We start from the raw sequence: 15,575 nt of genomic DNA, 5'->3' as shown, positions 1-15,575 counted from the left end.
ACTGGCGGGCATGAGCTCCGACCCCGCCGCCCTGGTGTACACGGCCAACCACGACCCCGTCGAGGTCCGGGCCTCGACCGTCCTGCCCGCCCGGCGCGAGAACGTCGAGCTGCGCACGGAGGACGGGCAGACCCTCGTCGGCGAGCTCGCCCTCCCGGCGCGCGGCGAGCCCCGGGGCACGCTCGTGACCCTGCACCCGCTGCCCACGCACGGGGGCTTCATGGACTCCCACGTGTACAAGAAGGCCTCCTACCGCCTGCCCGCGCTCGCCGGCCTCGCGGTGCTGCGCTTCAACCTGCGCGGCACGTCCTCGCCCCGCGGCACCAGCACGGGCGCGTTCGACGGCGGGGACGCCGAGCGGCACGACGTGGACGCCGCCACCGCGTGGGCCGTGGCGCAGGGCCTGCCGAACCGCTGGCTCGTGGGCTGGTCCTTCGGCTCCGAGCTCGTGCTCAAGTACGGGGCGGTGCCCCCGGTCGCGGACCGGGTCGAGGGCGGGATCCTGCTCTCCCCGCCGCTGCACCGCGCCGACGACGCGGACCTCGACCGCTGGGCGGCCTCCGGCAAGCCGCTGCGGGTGCTGGTCCCGGAGCTCGACGACTACCTGCGCCCCGAGGAGGCGGCGCGGCGCTTCGCGCGCGTGCCCCAGGCCGAGCTCACCGGCGTGGACGAGGCGAAGCACCTGTGGGTGGGGGAGCGGTTCGTGCAACGGGCGCTGGACGAGATCGCCTCCACGGTCCTGGGCGAGCCGGTGCGACTGCCCACGACGTGGTCCGGGCCCACCGCCAGGGGCCTCTGAGGGGCCCGCGGCGCGCCGGGGCTCAGCGCCGGTCCTGCCGGGGCACGAACACCTCCCGCACGAGCAGCAGCCCGGCCGCGGCGGTCGGGATGGCGATCAGCGCCCCGAGCACGCCCCACAGGGACCCGCCCGCCGCCACCGCGATCACGGCGATGGCCCCCGGCACCGCGACCGCGCGGCGCATGATGCGGGGGGAGACGAAGTAGGCCTCCACCTGCAGGTACGCGAAGTAGCCGACCGCGTAGGGCAGGGCCGTGCCCCAGCCCGCGGTGGCGGCCACGAGGGTGACGAGCACCCCGGCGAGCACCCCGCCCACGAGGGGCACGAACGCGAGCAGGGCCACGAGCAGGGACAGCAGCGCGGCGAACGGCACCCCGGTCGCGAGCATCAGGGCCAGGGCCACGGCCGCGTTGAGCAGGGCCACGCAGGTCTGCCCGATCACGTAGTTGCCGACGCCGCGCACCATCTGGTCGCCCAGCTCCTGCACGCGGGCCCGGCGGGAGGCCGGGGCGAGCCGGTAGGCCCACCGGGTCATCACCGGCAGGGACACCAGGAAGTACAGGCTCAGGGCCAGGACGATGAGCGTCCCGGTGACGACGTTGAGCACCACGGAGCCCAGGCCCACCACGCCGCCGAAGATCCCGCCGAGGAAGTCCCGGTCCGAGCCGATCCTCCCCGACAGCTCCTGCACCCACCGCTCGGCCGAGTCGCGGATCCGCAGGCGGGCGTCCAGCCGCTCGAACGCCTCGGAGCCCAGGAGCCCGTCCACGAGCGCGGGCACGCGCCCCGCCAGCTGCGCGGCCTCGGCGACGATCCGCGGGACCACCAGCACGATGACCAGGCACCCGGCCGCCGCGAGCGCCAGCACGACCAGCGCCACGGCACCGGGCCGGGGCAGGCCCCGGGCCTCGAGCCGGCGCACGAGGGGCTCGAGCCCGAGGGCGAGGAAGGTGGCGGTCACGACCCAGCCCACGAGCGGGCCGACGTTCGCGAGCACCCACCAGCACAGCACGGCGAGGCCCACGCCGACCGCCAGCAGGAACCCCGTCTGCACCGGGCGGGCGGGATCGGGCCACGACGCCGGCCGGCGGGCCGAGGGCGCGCCGGCGTCGGGCGGGACCTCGAAGCGGTGGCGGGGGCGCGGTCCCGGCAGCGGGCGCAGGAAGCGGTCGAGGACCTCGGCGCCGCGCCCGCGGCGGTCCGGGCGGCCCGGCGGCGCGGGCGGCGCGGGCGGCGCGGAGCCCGCGGACGGCACGGACCCGTCGGGTCCCTCGGACGGCTCGGGCTCGGGTGGCGTCATGGCGGCTCCCGGGGAGGTCGGCGTCGTGCCGCGGGCCGGAACCGCCGGGGCCGCACCGGGCCGCAGTCACGCCGGAAGCGTACACCGGGGCGCCCCGGTGGCCGCGCCGCCGCGCGCCGCCGATAATCGACGGGAGACCCCGCCGATCCCCGAGAGGACGCCCCGTGAACGAGTTCCAGCACCAGAACCCGCGCCGCACCGCCGAGACCGCCCCCCAGCCGGAGCCCCCGCTGCCCGCGTCGGTGCGGGGCGCCGTCGACCTGGGCGCGGCCGCGCCCGCCGCGGCCCCCGGCGGGACGGGGGAGCAGGCCGGGGGCGGCTACCGGCGCGAGGTGACGGCCGCGGACTTCCAGGAGGTCGCGCAGCTGTCCACCCGCGTGCCGGTCGTCTTCGCCCTGTGGGCGGGCTTCAGCCAGCAGTCGGTGGCGTTCACCGACACCCTGGAGCAGGCCGTGGACCGGTACGCCGGCCGGATCCTGCTGGCCTCCGTGGACGCCGAGGCCGTGCCCGAGATCGCCCAGATGTTCCAGGCCCAGTCCGTGCCCACCGTCGTCGCCCTGCTCGGCGGGCGCCCCGTGCCGCTGTTCAACACCACCGTGCCCCCCGAGCAGGTGGTGCAGCTGCTGGACGAGCTGCTCGCGCTCGCGGAGCAGAACGGCATCGCGGGCACCGTCGAGCCGGTGCGCGCGGACGAGCCGGCGCCGCTGCCGCCGCTGCACCAGGAGGCCGTCGACGCGCTCGAGGCGGGCGACCTGGACGGGGCCGAGGCCGCCTACAACCGCGCCATCGCCGAGAACCCGGGCGACCGGGAGGCCAAGCTCGCCCTCGCGCAGGTGCACCTGCTCCAGCGCGTGATGCCGCTGGACGCCGCCGCGGTGCGCGCCGCGGCGGCCGCCGCGCCGGAGGACGTGGCGGCCCAGCTCCAGGTGGCCGACCTCGACGTCTCCGGCGGGCACGTCGAGGACGCCTTCCGCCGCCTGCTGGACCTCGTGCGCCGCACGGCGGGGGAGGAGCGCAACGCCGTGCGGGTCCGCCTGCTCGAGCTCTTCGACGTGGTCGGCGCGGAGGACCCCCGCGTCGTCGCCGCCCGCGGCGCCCTGATGCGCGCGCTGTTCTGAGCCCGGGCCGCGGGGCCTATCCCCGCCCTCCGGGACACGCGCCGCCGCGCCGGCACCGCCCGGGGGCCCGCCGCGGGGGCGGGCCCCCGGGAACGGCCGGTGCGGGCGCCCCGCCACCGCCTCGCCCCGCGCGCCGGGCCTCGCTCCGGGCCCCGCCTGCCTACGCTGGAGGCCATGAGCTCCCCCTTCTCCGCACCGGCCGCCCCGGACCCGTCCCCGCACCCGTCGGACCCGTCCTCCCGGCAACCGGCCCTGAGCGTGCGCGGGCTCGTCCGGGTCTTCGGGCGCCCGGGCACCCCCGGGGCCAAGGTCGCCGTGGACCGCGTCGACCTCGACGTCCCCCGCGGGTCCTTCTTCGGCCTCGTGGGCCGCAACGGCGCCGGCAAGACCACCCTGCTCTCCATGGCCACGGGCCTGCTGCGCCCCACGGCCGGGACCGTGCGGGTGGCGGGGGTCGACGTGTGGGCGGAGCCGGTCCGGGCCAAGCAGCTCATGGGCGTGCTGCCGGACGGCGTGCACCTGTTCGACCGCCTCACGGGCCGCCAGCTCGTGACCTACGCCGGGCTGCTGCGCGGGATGGACCGGCGCACCGTGGCCGGGCGCACCGAGGACCTCCTCCGGGCGATGGACCTCACGGGCGACGGCGGCACCCAGGTCCAGGACTACTCCGCCGGGATGACCAAGAAGATCGCCCTGGCCGGCGCCCTGATCCACGCCCCGAGCGTGCTCGTGCTCGACGAGCCCTTCGAGTCCGTGGACCCGGTCTCGGCCGCCAACATCCGCGGGATCCTGCACGGGTTCGTCGACGCCGGCGGGACCGTCGTCGTCTCCAGCCACGTCATGGACCTCGTGCAGCGGATGTGCGACCACGTGGCCGTCCTCGACCGGGGCCGCGTGCTGGCCGCCGGCACGGTGGACGCGGTCCGGGCGGGCGCGTCGCTGGAGGACCGGTTCGTCGAGCTCGTCGGCGGGCGCGCCGAGCCGGGGGAGGGGCTGTCGTGGCTGCGCCCGGAGTGAGCCCCGGCCTCGTCCCCGGGGACCTCGCCCCCGGCCGTCCCGGCACCGCGGTGCTGGCCTGGCGGCTGGTCGCCCTCAAGGCCAGGATCCTCGCCAACACCCTCACCCGCAGCACCTGGGTGCTCGTGGGCACCGTCCTGGGCGCGGCCTACTTCGTGTTCCTGCTGGGCGTCGCCGTGGTGGGGCTGGTGCTGCTCGGCGGCCAGGACCTCGCCCTGGTGCGCACGGTGCTCGTGGTCGCCGGGACGGCGGCCGCGCTCGCGTGGTGGCTGCTGCCCGTCCTTGCCTCGCGCGCCGACGCGACCCTGGACCCGGCCCGCCTCGCGCTGCTGCCGCTCACCGTGGGCCAGGTCCAGTGGGGCCAGGCCCTCGGCGCGTTCGTGGGCGTCCCCGGCGCCCTGACGACCCTCGCGCTCCTCGCCTCCCTCGCCTCGTGGCGCGCCTCCGTCCCGGCCGTGCTCGCCGCCCTCGTCTGCCTCCCGCTGGGGCTGGCCCTGCTGGTCACCGGCTCCCGCTGCGTCACGGCCCTCGCCGTGGGCCTCGGCCGGCGCCGCCGCGTCACCGAGGTGCTCTCCCTCGCGGCCCTGCTGGGCCTCGTGCTCCTCGGCCCGATCGTCACCGGCGTGCTGAGCGGGCTCGAGCGCACCTGGGACCGGCTGCCGCAGTGGGCCGGGGTGCTGGCCTGGACGCCGGCCGGCGCCGTGTGGGCCGTGCCCGCGGACGTCGCCGAGGGACGCTGGGCCCAGGCCGCCGCCCGCACGGCGCTCACCCTGCTGACCGTCGCGGCCCTCGTCCTCGGCTGGCGCGCCGCGCAGACCCGGGCGCTGACCACCGCGGCGGGCGAGGGGGTGCGCGGGTCCCGCGCGGGCGCGGGGGCCGGACTGTTCGACCGGGTGCCCGAGCGGCCGTGGGCGGCCGTCGCCGCCCGGTGCCTGCTGTACTGGGTGCGGGACCCCCGCTACTCCGGCGCGCTCGTCGTCGTGCCGGCGATCGCCGCGCTCGTGTGGTTCTCGAGCGCGCAGACCGGCGCCGGCTTCCTGTTCTACGCGCTGGGGCCCATGTTCGCGGCCCTGCTGGCCTACCAGATCTCCGGCGACGTCTCCTTCGACAACACGGCCGTGTCCCTGCACGTGCTGACCGGGGTGCGCGGGGTGCACGACCGGGCGGGGCGCGTGCTGGCGCTGGTCGTGGTCGCCGTGCCGTTGTGCACGGTGGGGCTGCTGCTGCCGTTCGTCCTGCACGGCCGGTGGGAGCTGCTGCCCGGCCTGGCCGGGACCACGCTGCTGGCCCTGCTGGGCGGGGCCGGGCTGTCCTCGGTCATGTCCGCCCGCTACACCTACCCCGTCGCGGTGCCCGGCCAGTCCCCGTTCAAGACCCCGCAGGGCTTCACCGTGCTCAACGTGCTCGTGCAGTTCGCGGCCTTCGCCCTGATCCTCGTGCTCGTCCTCCCGGCCGCCGCGCTGGTGCTCGTCCAGCTCGTCACCGGGGACGCGGCCTGGGGCTGGGCGGCGCTGGGCGCCGGGGCGGTCCTGGGCCCGCTGCTGTGCGCGGGCGGAGTGGTGCTCGGCGGGCGCTGGTACGACCGGCGGGCCCCCGAGCTGCTCCAGGAGGTCGCGCAGTTCCGCTGACCCGCGCCCGGCCGGCGCCGCGGCCCGGGCACGGGCGGCGGCGGCGACGGGGTAAACTGGCGCGCATGGACCTCCTCGCAGCGGCGACCACCGGCACCCCGACGAACGGACTGGACGACAGCCCCTACGGCACCGATCCGGCGCGGCCCGCGGGCGGCACCTCGACGATCGAGCGCGAGGAGACCCGCCAGGTGCAGGAGCCGGGCGACCACGAGCGCTTCGCGCACTACGTGCGCAAGGAGAAGATCATGGAGTCCGCCCTCTCCGGCGAGCCCGTGATCGCCCTGTGCGGCAAGGTCTGGACCCCGGGCCGGGACCCGCAGCGCTTCCCGGTCTGCCCCACCTGCAAGGAGATCTACGAGGGCCTGCGCCCGGGCAAGGACGACGGCGACCAGCAGGGCTGAGCCTCCCGCCCGCGACGAAGCGCCCGCCGACGGCGGGCGCTTTTGCGTGGCGCCCCCGCACCCCGCCGCGGCCACGAGGCCGCGGACCACGAGCGAAAGGACGACGCCAGAGTGTCCCAGGACGACCAGCTGTCCTTGTTCGGTGCCGCCGCCGACCTGCCCCCGGCCTACCCCGACCGCGCCGCGTGGGGCACCGCCCCCCGGCTGCGCGCCTGGCAGGCGGAGGCCCTGCAGCGCTACTTCGAGGCCCAGCCGCAGGACTTCATGGCCGTGGCGACCCCCGGCGCCGGCAAGACCACCTTCGCGCTGCGCGTCGCGAAGGAGCTCTTCGACCGCGGGACGGTCAACCGGATCACGGTGGTGACCCCCACCGACCACCTCAAGCGGCAGTGGGCGGACGCGGCCGCCCGCGTGGGTCTTGCGATCGACCCCAACTTCAAGAACGCGGACGGCTCCCACGGCCGCGACTACGTCGGCGCGGCCGTGACCTACTCGCAGGTGGCCATGAAGCCGCTGCTGCACCGGGCCCGCACCGAGGCGGGGCGCACGCTCGTCATCATGGACGAGATCCACCACGCCGGCGACTCCCTGACCTGGGGCGACGGGCTGCGGGAGGCGTTCGACCCCGCGGTGCGCCGGCTCTCCCTCACCGGCACCCCCTTCCGCTCGGACACCGCCCCGATCCCCTTCGTGCGCTACGCCGAGGACGCCGACGGCATCCGCCGCTCGTCCTCCGACTACACCTACGGCTACGGCGACGCCCTCAGGGACCACGTGGTCCGGCCCGTGATCTTCCTGGCCTACTCGGGGCAGATGCGCTGGCGCACGAGCGCGGGCGAGGAGATGGGCGCGGAGCTCGGCGAGGGCTTCACGAAGGACATCACCGCCCAGGCGTGGCGCACCGCGCTGGACCCCAACGGGCAGTGGATCCCCTCCGTGCTCCAGGCGGCGGACCAGCGCCTGACCGAGGTGCGCCGCACCGTGCCCGATGCCGGGGCCCTCGTGATCGCCACCGACCACCAGGACGCCAAGGCCTACGCCGAGCAGCTGCGGCGGATCACGGGGGAGAAGCCCACCGTGGTGCTCTCCGACGACAAGACCGCGTCGGACAAGATCGACGAGTTCTCCTCCGGGGACGGGCGCTGGATGGTCGCCGTGCGCATGGTCTCCGAGGGCGTCGACGTCCCGCGCCTGGCCGTGGGCGTCTACGCGACGTCGACGTCGACGCCGCTGTTCTTCGCGCAGGCCGTGGGCCGCTTCGTGCGCGCCCGCAGGCGCGGGGAGACCGCCTCGGTCTTCCTCCCGTCCGTGCCCGCGCTGATGAACCTGGCCAACGAGATGGAGGCCGAGCGCGACCACGCCCTCGACCGGCCCTCCGCCGCCGAGCAGGGCCTGCCCGCGGACCCCATGGAGGAGGGCTGGGACGACGACCTGCTCGCGGCCGCCAACCGCGAGGAGAAGGCGTCCTCGGAGCTGGCGAAGGGCCGGTTCGAGGCCCTCGGGTCGGACGCGTCCTTCCACGGCGTCCTCTTCGACGGCGGCGCCTTCGGCGGCGGCGTGGCCGTGGGCTCCGAGGAGGAGGCCGACTTCCTGGGCATCCCCGGCCTGCTCGAGGCGGACCAGGTCTCCGAGCTGCTGCGCGAGCGGCAGCGCCAGCACGCGCGCCGGCGCTCGGCGGCCGGGGCGGCGCCGCAGCAGCCGGCGGTGCCCGACCACCGCCGGCTCAAGGAGCTGCGGGCCACGCTGTCGAAGAACGTCTCCGCGTGGGCGTCCCGCACCGGCACCCCGCACGGCGTGGTCCACAACGAGCTGCGCCGGGTCTGCGGCGGGCCCGCCGTGGCGCAGGCCAACGAGGCCCAGCTCGAGGCGCGCGTGAAGAAGCTCCAGGACTGGTTCATCGGCCGCCGGTGAGCGGCCCGGCCGGTCAGGACCGGACGATCTCGACCCCCGCGTCGGCGAGCTCCTCCAGGGCCTGCTCGGTGGTCAGCGCGGTGACCCCCGCCGTCAGGTCCACGAGCACCCGCGTGTCGTAGCCGGCCTCGACCGCGTCCAGGGCCGTGGCCCGCACGCAGTGGTCGGTGGCGAGGCCCACGATGTCCACCGCCTCGATCCCGTGCTCGCGCAGCCAGTCGTCGAGGCTGACGTCGTCCTCCTCCACGTCCTCGTCGTCGCCCATGGGCACGTCGGCGTCCGGGGCGAGGAGGCCCTCGAAGGCCGAGTACGCGGCGTCGTGCTCGCCCTTGCGGAACCACGCCTGGATCCAATCCGTGTCCAGGTCCGGGTGCGGCTGGGCGCCGCGGGAGTCCGCCACGCAGTGCACCGGCCACGAGTCCACGAAGTCCGGCTCGTCCGAGAAGTGCGCTCCCGGGTCGACGTGCCAGTCCTGGGTCGCGGCGATCACGGCGTAGTCGCCGTGGTGGTGCTCGAGGTGCTCGGAGACGGCGGCGGCGATCTCCGCGCCCCCGGCGACGGGCAGCGACCCGCCCTCGCAGAAGTCCTTCTGCACGTCGACGACGATCAGTGCGGTCCTCATGACGTTCCTCCTCGGTGGGTTGGGGCTTGGTGGGGTGGGGCTCGGTGGGGTGGGGCCCGGCGGGAGCGGGCCCGGCCGGATCACGTCCGGGGCGCGGCGCCGGTCAGGCCCGCGCCTCCGGCTCGATGACGGTCGGGATGACGGGGTCGCCCTCGCTGAGCCGGCGCGCGGAGGCCGGCAGCTCGGCCACGGACGCGGCGTGGCGCTCCCGGGCCCGCACGACGCCCTGCGCGCCGGTCCACCCGTCGAGCAGCTCGCCGTCCCGGACGAACTCCTGCAGCAGCGGCCGGTCGTCGCCGTCGTCGCCGGGCACGCGGCCGATGCCCACCAGCTCGTGGGTGGCGGTGCCCTGCTCGTCGCGGCGGCGCAGCGCGTACTTGCGCCCGCCCACCGACGCCTTGCCCTTGGCGGCCTTGGCCACCGGCTGCAGCTCGCCGGAGGAGTCCTCCCGCGCCACGAGCTTGTAGACCATCGACGACGTCGGGGCGCCCGATCCGGTGACGACCCGCGTGCCCACGCCGAACGCGTCCACGGGGGCGGCGTTGAGAGACGCGATCGCGTACTCGTCGAGGTCCGAGGTGACGGTGATGCGGGTGCCCGTGTTGCCCAGCCCGTCGAGCAGCTCCCGGACCCAGGCGGCCTGGGCGACGAGGTCGCCGGAGTCGAGGCGCACCCCGCCCAGCTCGGGCCCGGCGAGCGCGACGGCCTTCCGGACCGCCGCCTCGACGTCGTAGGTGTCGACGAGCAGGGTGGTGCCCCGGCCCATCGACTGCAGCTGGGCGCGGAAGGCCTCCTCCTCCGAGTCGTGCAGGAGGGTGAAGGAGTGCGCCGCCGTGCCCACGGTCCGCAGGCCGTAGCGCAGGCCGGCCTCGAGGTTCGACGTCGAGTCGAAGCCGGCGATGACCGAGGCCCGGGCCGCGGCGACCGCCGCCTCCTCGTGGGCCCGCCGCGAGCCCATCTCAATGCAGGGCCGCCCCGCCGCCGCCCCCACCATGCGGGAGGCTGCCGAGGCCACGGCGCTGTCGTAGTTGAGCACCGACAGGAAGTACGTCTCGAGGATGCAGGCCTCCGCGAACGTGCCCTCGACCACGAGCACCGGGGAGTGCGGGAAGTACGTCTCGCCCTCGGCGTAGCCCGCGATCGAGCCCGTGAAGCGGAAGTCCGCCAGGAAGTCGAGGGTCGGGCCGTTGACCACGCCCGTGTCCGCGAGGAAGCGCAGCTGCTCCTCCCGGAAGCAGAAGCTCTCCAGGCCCTCGAGGAGCCGGCCGGTGCCGGCCACCACGCCGTAGCGGCGCCCGGCCGGCAGCCGCCGTGCGAAGACCTCGAAGACGCTGCGCCGGTGGGCGGTGCCCGCGTGCAGGGCCGCCTGCAGCATGGTCAGCTCGTAGTGGTCGGTCATCAGGGACGTGGGCGGCGGGGCCCACCCGCGGGTGCGCTGGTTCACGGGCACCACTCTAGCCACGGCCCGGCGCCGGGGGCCCGCGGTGCCGGACCGGACGGATGTCGCTACGATGGACGGACCATGCACTGCACCGTCGCCGCGGCCGTCCGCGCCGCCCCCGCCCCCGTCGCGTCCGCGACCGCCGTCCTGCCGGACGCGGACACCCGCACCGAGAGCACCGCCTCCGAGGCCGTGGAGACCGAGCGGCCGTGGAACGTGGTCGTGTGGGACGACCCGGTCAACCTCATGAGCTACGTGACCTGGGTGTTCCGCTCCTACTTCGGCTACCCGGAGGAGAAGGCGCGCGGCCTCATGCTCGAGGTCCACCACAGCGGGCGCTCCGTCGTGGCCAGCGGCTCCCTCGAGGAGGCCGAGACCCACACCGCGGCCCTGCACGGCTTCGGGCTGTGGGCCACCTTCGAGCAGGCCGGGGGCCGGTGATGGCGCAGGGGTTCCGCTCCACCCGCAAGGGCATCGCCGCACGGTTCGAGCCGGCGGAGAAGGAGCTGCTGCGCAAGCTCTTCGCCGACGTCGCCGAGGCCCTCGCCCCCGACCAGCCCGTCTCCGAGGACCCGCTCGAGCGGCTGCTCGGCGTCTCGGGCGACGCCGCCACCCCCGAGGACTCCGCGCTGCGGCGGCTGCTGCCGGACGCCAGCCCGGACCCGGAGCGGGCCGCCGAGTTCCGCCGGTACACGGAGCGGGGGCTGCGCGAGGCGAAGATCGGGGCGCTCCAGCAGGCCGCGCTGGCGCTGGAGGCCGAGCCCGTGCGGCTGGACCCCGACCAGGCCCAGGCCTTCGGCCGCGCGCTCAACGACGTGCGCCTCGTGCTCGCGGACCGGCTGGGCATCCGCAGCGAGGAGGACGCCGAACGGGTCGGGGGGTACGACGACTGGTCCGCGATCGAGGACGTCGAGACGTACATGTCGCTGCTCTACAACTTCGTCTCCTGGCTGCAGGAGTCCCTCGTGCAGGCGCTGCTCCACGACCTCTCCCGCGACTGACCTGGGCGGGCGTCCGGTCCGGGCCGCCCGCGGGCCCGACGTGACAGGCATCACGCCGTCGCGCTCCCCGTGGGGTTTTGGGCCGGGACGCGCCCGGGGCTACTCTCTTGTCGATATGCAGGATGACGACGTCTACGGGGCCGACGCCCCCGCCGCGAGCGGCCCCAACCCCGGTTCACCCATCGGCGTGTTCGACTCGGGGGTGGGCGGGCTGACCGTTGCCCGGGCGATCATCGACCAGCTGCCCCACGAGGAGATCGTCTACGTCGGGGACACGGCCCACGGGCCCTACGGCCCGCTGCCGATCGCCGAGGTCCGCGCCCACGCGCTGCGGATCATGGACGAGCTGGTGGACTCCGGGGTGAAGCTGCTGGTCATCGCGTGCAACACGGCCTCGGCCGCGGTGCTGCGCGACGCCCGCGAGCGCTACACCCGGGTCTACGGCATCCCCGTGGTCGAGGTCATCCAGCCGGCGGTGCGCCGGGCGGTCGCCTCCACCCGCAACGGGCGGATCGGCGTGATCGGCACGGCGGCCACGGTCGGCTCCCGCGCCTACGACGACACCTTCGCGGCCGCCCCCCACCTGGAGCTGCGCTCCGTGGCCTGCCCCGCCTTCGTCGACTACGTGGAGGCCGGGGTCACCACCGGCCCCGACCTGCTCGCGACGGCCGAGCGCTACCTCGACCCCCTGCGCCGCGCCGAGGTGGACACCCTCGTGCTGGGCTGCACCCACTACCCGCTGCTGACCGGCGTCATCTCCTACGTCATGGGCGACACCGTGACGCTCGTCTCCAGCGCGGAGGAGACCGCCAAGGACGTCTACCGTGCGCTCGTCGGCCACGGGCTCGAGCGGGACCCGGGCCTGCCCGCCCGCCACGAGTTCCTGGCCACCGGGGACGCGGCGTCCTTCGAGGTGCTGGCCCGGCGGTTCCTGGGCCCGGAGGTCACCCGGGTCCGGCACACGAGCTCCGTGGCCGAGCAGTTCCCCACCGGCTCGCTCGCCCGGATCACCCCCGAGATGATCGGGGGCTCGGGAGCTCCCGCCCCCTGAGCAGCCCGGCGGCCGGTGCGGCCGCCGTCCCACCGGTCCCTCTGGAAGGCCCAGCCCATGAAACTCACCATCATCGGATGCACCGGCTCCTTCGCCGGGCCCGATTCACCGGCGTCCTGCTACCTGGTCAGCGGCGAGGACGCCGAGGGCCGGACCTGGCGCGTGCTGCTGGACATGGGCAACGGCGCCCTGGGCGTGCTGCAGCGCCACATGGACCTGCACGACATCGACGCCGTGCTCGTGAGCCACCTGCACCCGGACCACTGCATCGACCTCGCGGGGCTGCACGTGGCCGTCAAGTGGGACCCGCGCGGGTGGGGCGCCGCCCGGATCCCGCTGTGGGCCCCGTCCGGGCTGCACGAGTACCTCGCGCGCACGCACGGGCTCCCGGCCGAGCCCGGGATGCACGGGGAGTTCGACTTCCGCACCTGGTCGCCGGAGCAGCCGGTGCGCGTGGGCCCGTTCACGGTCACCCCCTTCGCGGTGCAGCACCCGACGCCCGAGGCCTACGCCCTGCGGATCGACTTCGACGGCCCCGCCGGGCCCAGCACCCTGGCCTACTCGGGCGACACCGACAGCTGCGCGGGGCTGCTGCGGGCCGCCCGCGGCGCCGACGTCTTCCTGTGCGAGGCCGCCTACCAGGAGGGCCGCGACGACGCCCTGCGCGGCATCCACCTCACGGGCCGCCGCGCGGCGGAGGCCGCCCGGGACGCGGGCGCGCGCAAGCTGCTGCTGACCCACCTGCCGGTGTGGAACTCGCCGACCCGGGCGGTCGAGGAGGCCCAGGAGGTCTACGAGGGGCCGATCGGGGTGGCCGAGCCGGCCTACACCTACCGCATCGTGCGCGCCCCCGCGGGCAGTCCCGCGTGCCGCCCGGCCACGCCCGTCGGGCCGTGACGGCCCCCGACCCCGGCGCCCGGTCCGGGGCCCGGCCGGGGCCGCGGCCCGGGGGTAAGGTGGAGGTCATGGATTCCCCAGTCGACCCGACCGCACCGGCCCCCTCCACCCCGGCGGTGATCCGGGCCGACGGCCGCTCGCCGGACGAGCTGCGGCCCATCACCATCACCCGCGGCTGGTCCCAGCAGGCGGAGGGCTCGGCGCTCATCGAGTTCGGCAGCACCCGGGTGCTGTGCACGGCCTCCGTGACCGAGGGCGTCCCGCGCTGGCTCAAGGGCGAGGGCCGCGGCTGGGTCACCGCCGAGTACGCGATGCTCCCGCGGGCCACCTCCACGCGCTCCGCGCGGGAGTCCGTCAAGGGCAAGATCGGCGGTCGCACCCACGAGATCTCCCGGCTCATCGGCCGGTCCCTGCGCTCGGTCATCGACCTCTCCGCCCTGGGCGAGAACACCGTGGTCCTGGACTGCGACGTCCTCCAGGCCGACGGCGGCACCCGCACCGCCGCGATCACCGGCGCCTACGTGGCCCTGGCCGAGGCCGTGGCCTGGGCCCGCGCCGAGGGGCTGATCGCCCGCCGCGCGCAGCCGCTGACCGACACGGTCGCGGCCGTGTCCGTCGGGATCATCGACGGCGTGCCGATGCTCGACCTGCCCTACGTCGAGGACGTCCGGGCCGAGACGGACATGAACGTGGTCGTCACCGGCTCCGGGGACTTCGTGGAGGTGCAGGGCACGGCCGAGGGCGCCCCCTTCGACCGGGCCGAGCTCGACGCGCTGCTGGACCTCGCGCTCGCGGGCTGCGCCCAGCTGACCCAGATCCAGGTGGAGACCCTGCGGGAGGCCACCCGTGACTGAGCACGACGGCGCCCGTGTGGTGCTCGCGACCCGCAACCCCGGCAAGCTCGCCGAGCTGCGGGAGATGATCGCGGCCGCGCTGCCCGGCGCCGACGTCGAGCGGCTCGTGGTCGACGCGGCCGCGGCCGGCGCCCCCGACGTCGTCGAGGACGGCACGACCTTCGAGGCCAACGCCCTGCTCAAGGCCCGCTCGGCGGCCGCCGCGACGGGCCTGATCGCGGTGGCCGACGACTCCGGGCTGGCGGTGGACGTGCTGGGCGGCGCCCCCGGGATCTTCTCTGCGCGCTGGTCCGGCCGGCACGGCGACGACCCCGCGAACCTGCGCCTGCTGCTCGACCAGCTCTCCGACGTCCCCGACGCCCACCGCGGCGCGCAGTTCGTGTGCGCCGCCGCGCTCGTGACCCCGCACGGCTTCGAGCACGTCGAGCTCGGGGTCCTGCGGGGGACGCTGCTGCGCGAGCCGGTGGGGGAGGGCGGGTTCGGCTACGACCCCGTGCTGCTCCCCGAGGGCTCCGCGCGCTCCGTGGCGCAGCTGTCCCGAGAGGAGAAGAACGCCGTCAGCCACCGCGGCCGCGCCATGCGGGCGCTGCTGCCGCACCTCGTGGCGGTCCTGCCCGACCCCGACCCGCTCTGATCCCGCCCGAGCCGAGAAGAAGCCCATGCCCTGGTCCTCGCTCCAGCACCTGCCGTTCGCCGGCGCCGTCGACGCCGTCCTGGCCGCGGCGGGAGTGAGCGTGGAGCGCACCGAGTGGGAGGTGCACGCGGGCGGGTCCGCCCACGTCGTGGTGAACGTGGGGCACGTGATCTCCGTGCGGATCGCGAAGAACCCGACCGTCGTCTCCCACGTCGAGCGCCGCACCCAGGTGCTGCGCCGGCTGCCCCGGTTCTCCTTCGCCACGCCGCGCCCGCTCACGGACGTGGTCGTGGCCGACGGCTACACCGGGGTGGGGCTCACCTGGCTGCCGGGGGCCCCGCACCCGCCGGGGCACGTGGACCCGGCCGTGCTGCACCGGGTGCTCACCGAGCTCGCCGAGGTCGACGCCTCCGGCTTCGCCGGCTTCCTCGACCGGCCCGGCCAGCACTGGGGCGGGCACCGCCGCCGCCACGTGCTCATCGACGAGGTCATCCCCCGGCTGCTGCCCCGCAACCGGGAGGCCGCCCTGCAGGCCGTGGCCGAGCTCGCCGCCCTGCCGACCGTGGCGCCCACCCTGGTGCACGGGGACCTCATGGGCCACAACATGCTGTGGCAGGACGAGGAGCTGACGGGAGTCATCGACTGGGACCACGCCTGTCTCTACGACCCCGCGCACGACGCCGCGTCGCTGGGGCTGTGGTACGGCTGGGACGCCCTGCGGGGCGCGGTCTCCGAGACCGTCTACGAGCGCGCCCAGCTGCACGCCCGCACGTTCCCGCTGCAGGCCGTCGCGTACGCGCTGCACCACGATCTGGACACGGCCCAGGTCAACCAGGCCGTCGCCCGCGCCGACGAGTGGATCGAGACGAACCTGCGGGGCGCGCACGCCTGAGCGGGC

General features: G+C 75.9%; 16 protein-coding genes. 13 read left to right on the top strand and 3 right to left on the bottom strand.

What is annotated here, in order from left to right; genetic code table 11:
- The first annotated feature begins 10 nt into the window (after positions 1–10).
- Positions 11–799: an alpha/beta hydrolase gene (locus M3185_RS01910; RefSeq protein ID WP_251331980.1), complete on the top strand. Its 789-nt coding sequence runs from the start codon at positions 11–13 to the stop codon at positions 797–799.
- Between the two features lie 22 nt (positions 800–821).
- On the opposite strand, the gene M3185_RS01905 is transcribed toward M3185_RS01910, so the two are convergent.
- Positions 822–2,099, bottom strand: a complete 1,278-nt coding sequence (locus tag M3185_RS01905; protein ID WP_251331979.1) for an AI-2E family transporter — start codon at positions 2,097–2,099, stop codon at positions 822–824.
- 164 nt (positions 2,100–2,263) lie between these two features.
- Here M3185_RS01905 and M3185_RS01900 point away from each other — a divergent pair, with 164 nt between their 5' ends.
- The 5 genes from M3185_RS01900 to M3185_RS01880 all read left to right on the top strand — a co-directional run bounded on the left by M3185_RS01900 (position 2,264) and on the right by M3185_RS01880 (position 8,177).
- A complete protein-coding gene (locus M3185_RS01900) occupies positions 2,264–3,217 on the top strand; it encodes a tetratricopeptide repeat protein (protein ID WP_251331978.1) in 954 nt (317 codons plus the stop codon).
- Positions 3,218–3,391: 174 nt separating this feature from the next.
- Entirely contained in the window at positions 3,392–4,234 is an 843-nt protein-coding gene (locus M3185_RS01895; RefSeq protein ID WP_251331977.1) for an ABC transporter ATP-binding protein, read from the top strand.
- Positions 4,216–5,862 (top strand): hypothetical protein, encoded by a 1,647-nt coding sequence (locus M3185_RS01890; protein WP_251331976.1) that lies wholly within the window; start codon positions 4,216–4,218, stop codon positions 5,860–5,862. The genes M3185_RS01895 and M3185_RS01890 overlap by 19 nt, the downstream gene beginning before the upstream one ends.
- Positions 5,863–5,927: 65 nt before the next feature.
- Positions 5,928–6,266 (top strand): DUF3039 domain-containing protein, encoded by a 339-nt coding sequence (locus M3185_RS01885; RefSeq protein WP_251331975.1) that lies wholly within the window; start codon positions 5,928–5,930, stop codon positions 6,264–6,266.
- Positions 6,267–6,377: 111 nt separating this feature from the next.
- Positions 6,378–8,177 carry a DEAD/DEAH box helicase gene (locus M3185_RS01880; RefSeq protein ID WP_251331974.1) on the top strand — a complete coding sequence of 600 codons (1,800 nt, stop codon included), beginning with the start codon at positions 6,378–6,380 and terminating at the stop codon, positions 8,175–8,177.
- A 13-nt stretch (positions 8,178–8,190) separates the two neighbouring features.
- Here M3185_RS01880 and M3185_RS01875 read toward each other — a convergent pair whose 3' ends face one another.
- Together M3185_RS01875 and M3185_RS01870 are read right to left on the bottom strand one after the other, a co-directional pair.
- On the bottom strand, positions 8,191–8,799 hold the full coding sequence (locus M3185_RS01875; protein ID WP_251331973.1) for an isochorismatase family protein: 609 nt from the start codon (positions 8,797–8,799) through the stop codon (positions 8,191–8,193).
- Between the two features lie 103 nt (positions 8,800–8,902).
- Positions 8,903–10,198, bottom strand: coding sequence for a nicotinate phosphoribosyltransferase (locus M3185_RS01870; RefSeq protein WP_251332077.1), 1,296 nt, complete (start codon positions 10,196–10,198; stop codon positions 8,903–8,905).
- A 123-nt stretch (positions 10,199–10,321) separates the two neighbouring features.
- Here M3185_RS01870 and clpS point away from each other — a divergent pair, with 123 nt between their 5' ends.
- From clpS to M3185_RS01835, 7 genes are all read left to right on the top strand, one after another.
- Positions 10,322–10,681 carry an ATP-dependent Clp protease adapter ClpS gene (gene clpS / locus M3185_RS01865; RefSeq protein ID WP_251331972.1) on the top strand — a complete coding sequence of 120 codons (360 nt, stop codon included), beginning with the start codon at positions 10,322–10,324 and terminating at the stop codon, positions 10,679–10,681.
- A complete protein-coding gene (locus M3185_RS01860; RefSeq protein WP_251331971.1) occupies positions 10,681–11,241 on the top strand; it encodes a DUF2017 domain-containing protein in 561 nt (186 codons plus the stop codon). The genes clpS and M3185_RS01860 overlap by 1 nt, the downstream gene beginning before the upstream one ends.
- 115 nt (positions 11,242–11,356) lie before the next feature.
- Positions 11,357–12,292 (top strand): glutamate racemase, encoded by a 936-nt coding sequence (gene murI / locus M3185_RS01855; RefSeq protein WP_251331970.1) that lies wholly within the window; start codon positions 11,357–11,359, stop codon positions 12,290–12,292.
- A gap of 57 nt (positions 12,293–12,349) precedes the next feature.
- Positions 12,350–13,189, top strand: a complete 840-nt coding sequence (locus tag M3185_RS01850) for an MBL fold metallo-hydrolase (protein ID WP_251331969.1) — start codon at positions 12,350–12,352, stop codon at positions 13,187–13,189.
- Positions 13,190–13,257: 68 nt separating this feature from the next.
- Positions 13,258–14,043: a ribonuclease PH gene (gene rph, locus M3185_RS01845; protein ID WP_251331968.1), complete on the top strand. Its 786-nt coding sequence runs from the start codon at positions 13,258–13,260 to the stop codon at positions 14,041–14,043.
- Complete coding sequence (gene rdgB / locus M3185_RS01840) at positions 14,036–14,677, top strand: RdgB/HAM1 family non-canonical purine NTP pyrophosphatase (RefSeq protein ID WP_251331967.1); 642 nt, start codon at positions 14,036–14,038, stop codon at positions 14,675–14,677. Before rph ends, rdgB begins: the two co-directional genes overlap by 8 nt.
- A gap of 25 nt (positions 14,678–14,702) precedes the next feature.
- A complete protein-coding gene (locus M3185_RS01835; protein ID WP_251331966.1) occupies positions 14,703–15,569 on the top strand; it encodes a phosphotransferase family protein in 867 nt (288 codons plus the stop codon).
- Positions 15,570–15,575 lie beyond the last annotated feature (6 nt).

This window comes from Kocuria rosea, assembly GCF_023715525.1.
GTDB lineage: Bacteria > Actinomycetota > Actinomycetes > Actinomycetales > Micrococcaceae > Kocuria > Kocuria rosea_A.
The sequence above is the reverse complement of the archived record's forward strand: the minus strand, read 5'-3'. Positions and strand labels throughout refer to the sequence as shown.

Bases quoted from the DNA above. Each gene is read 5' to 3' on its own strand.
- M3185_RS01910 (WP_251331980.1), top strand. From the start codon at position 11: ATGAGCTCCGACCCCGCCGCCCTGGTGTACACGGCCAACCACGACCCC.
- M3185_RS01905 (WP_251331979.1), bottom strand. From the start codon at position 2,099: ATGACGCCACCCGAGCCCGAGCCGTCCGAGGGACCCGACGGGTCCGTG.
- M3185_RS01895 (WP_251331977.1), top strand. From the start codon at position 3,392: ATGAGCTCCCCCTTCTCCGCACCGGCCGCCCCGGACCCGTCCCCGCAC.
- M3185_RS01885 (WP_251331975.1), top strand. From the start codon at position 5,928: ATGGACCTCCTCGCAGCGGCGACCACCGGCACCCCGACGAACGGACTG.
- M3185_RS01875 (WP_251331973.1), bottom strand. From the start codon at position 8,799: ATGAGGACCGCACTGATCGTCGTCGACGTGCAGAAGGACTTCTGCGAG.
- M3185_RS01870 (WP_251332077.1), bottom strand. From the start codon at position 10,198: ATGACCGACCACTACGAGCTGACCATGCTGCAGGCGGCCCTGCACGCG.
- clpS (WP_251331972.1), top strand. From the start codon at position 10,322: ATGCACTGCACCGTCGCCGCGGCCGTCCGCGCCGCCCCCGCCCCCGTC.
- M3185_RS01860 (WP_251331971.1), top strand. From the start codon at position 10,681: ATGGCGCAGGGGTTCCGCTCCACCCGCAAGGGCATCGCCGCACGGTTC.
- murI (WP_251331970.1), top strand. From the start codon at position 11,357: ATGCAGGATGACGACGTCTACGGGGCCGACGCCCCCGCCGCGAGCGGC.
- M3185_RS01850 (WP_251331969.1), top strand. From the start codon at position 12,350: ATGAAACTCACCATCATCGGATGCACCGGCTCCTTCGCCGGGCCCGAT.
- rph (WP_251331968.1), top strand. From the start codon at position 13,258: ATGGATTCCCCAGTCGACCCGACCGCACCGGCCCCCTCCACCCCGGCG.
- M3185_RS01835 (WP_251331966.1), top strand. From the start codon at position 14,703: ATGCCCTGGTCCTCGCTCCAGCACCTGCCGTTCGCCGGCGCCGTCGAC.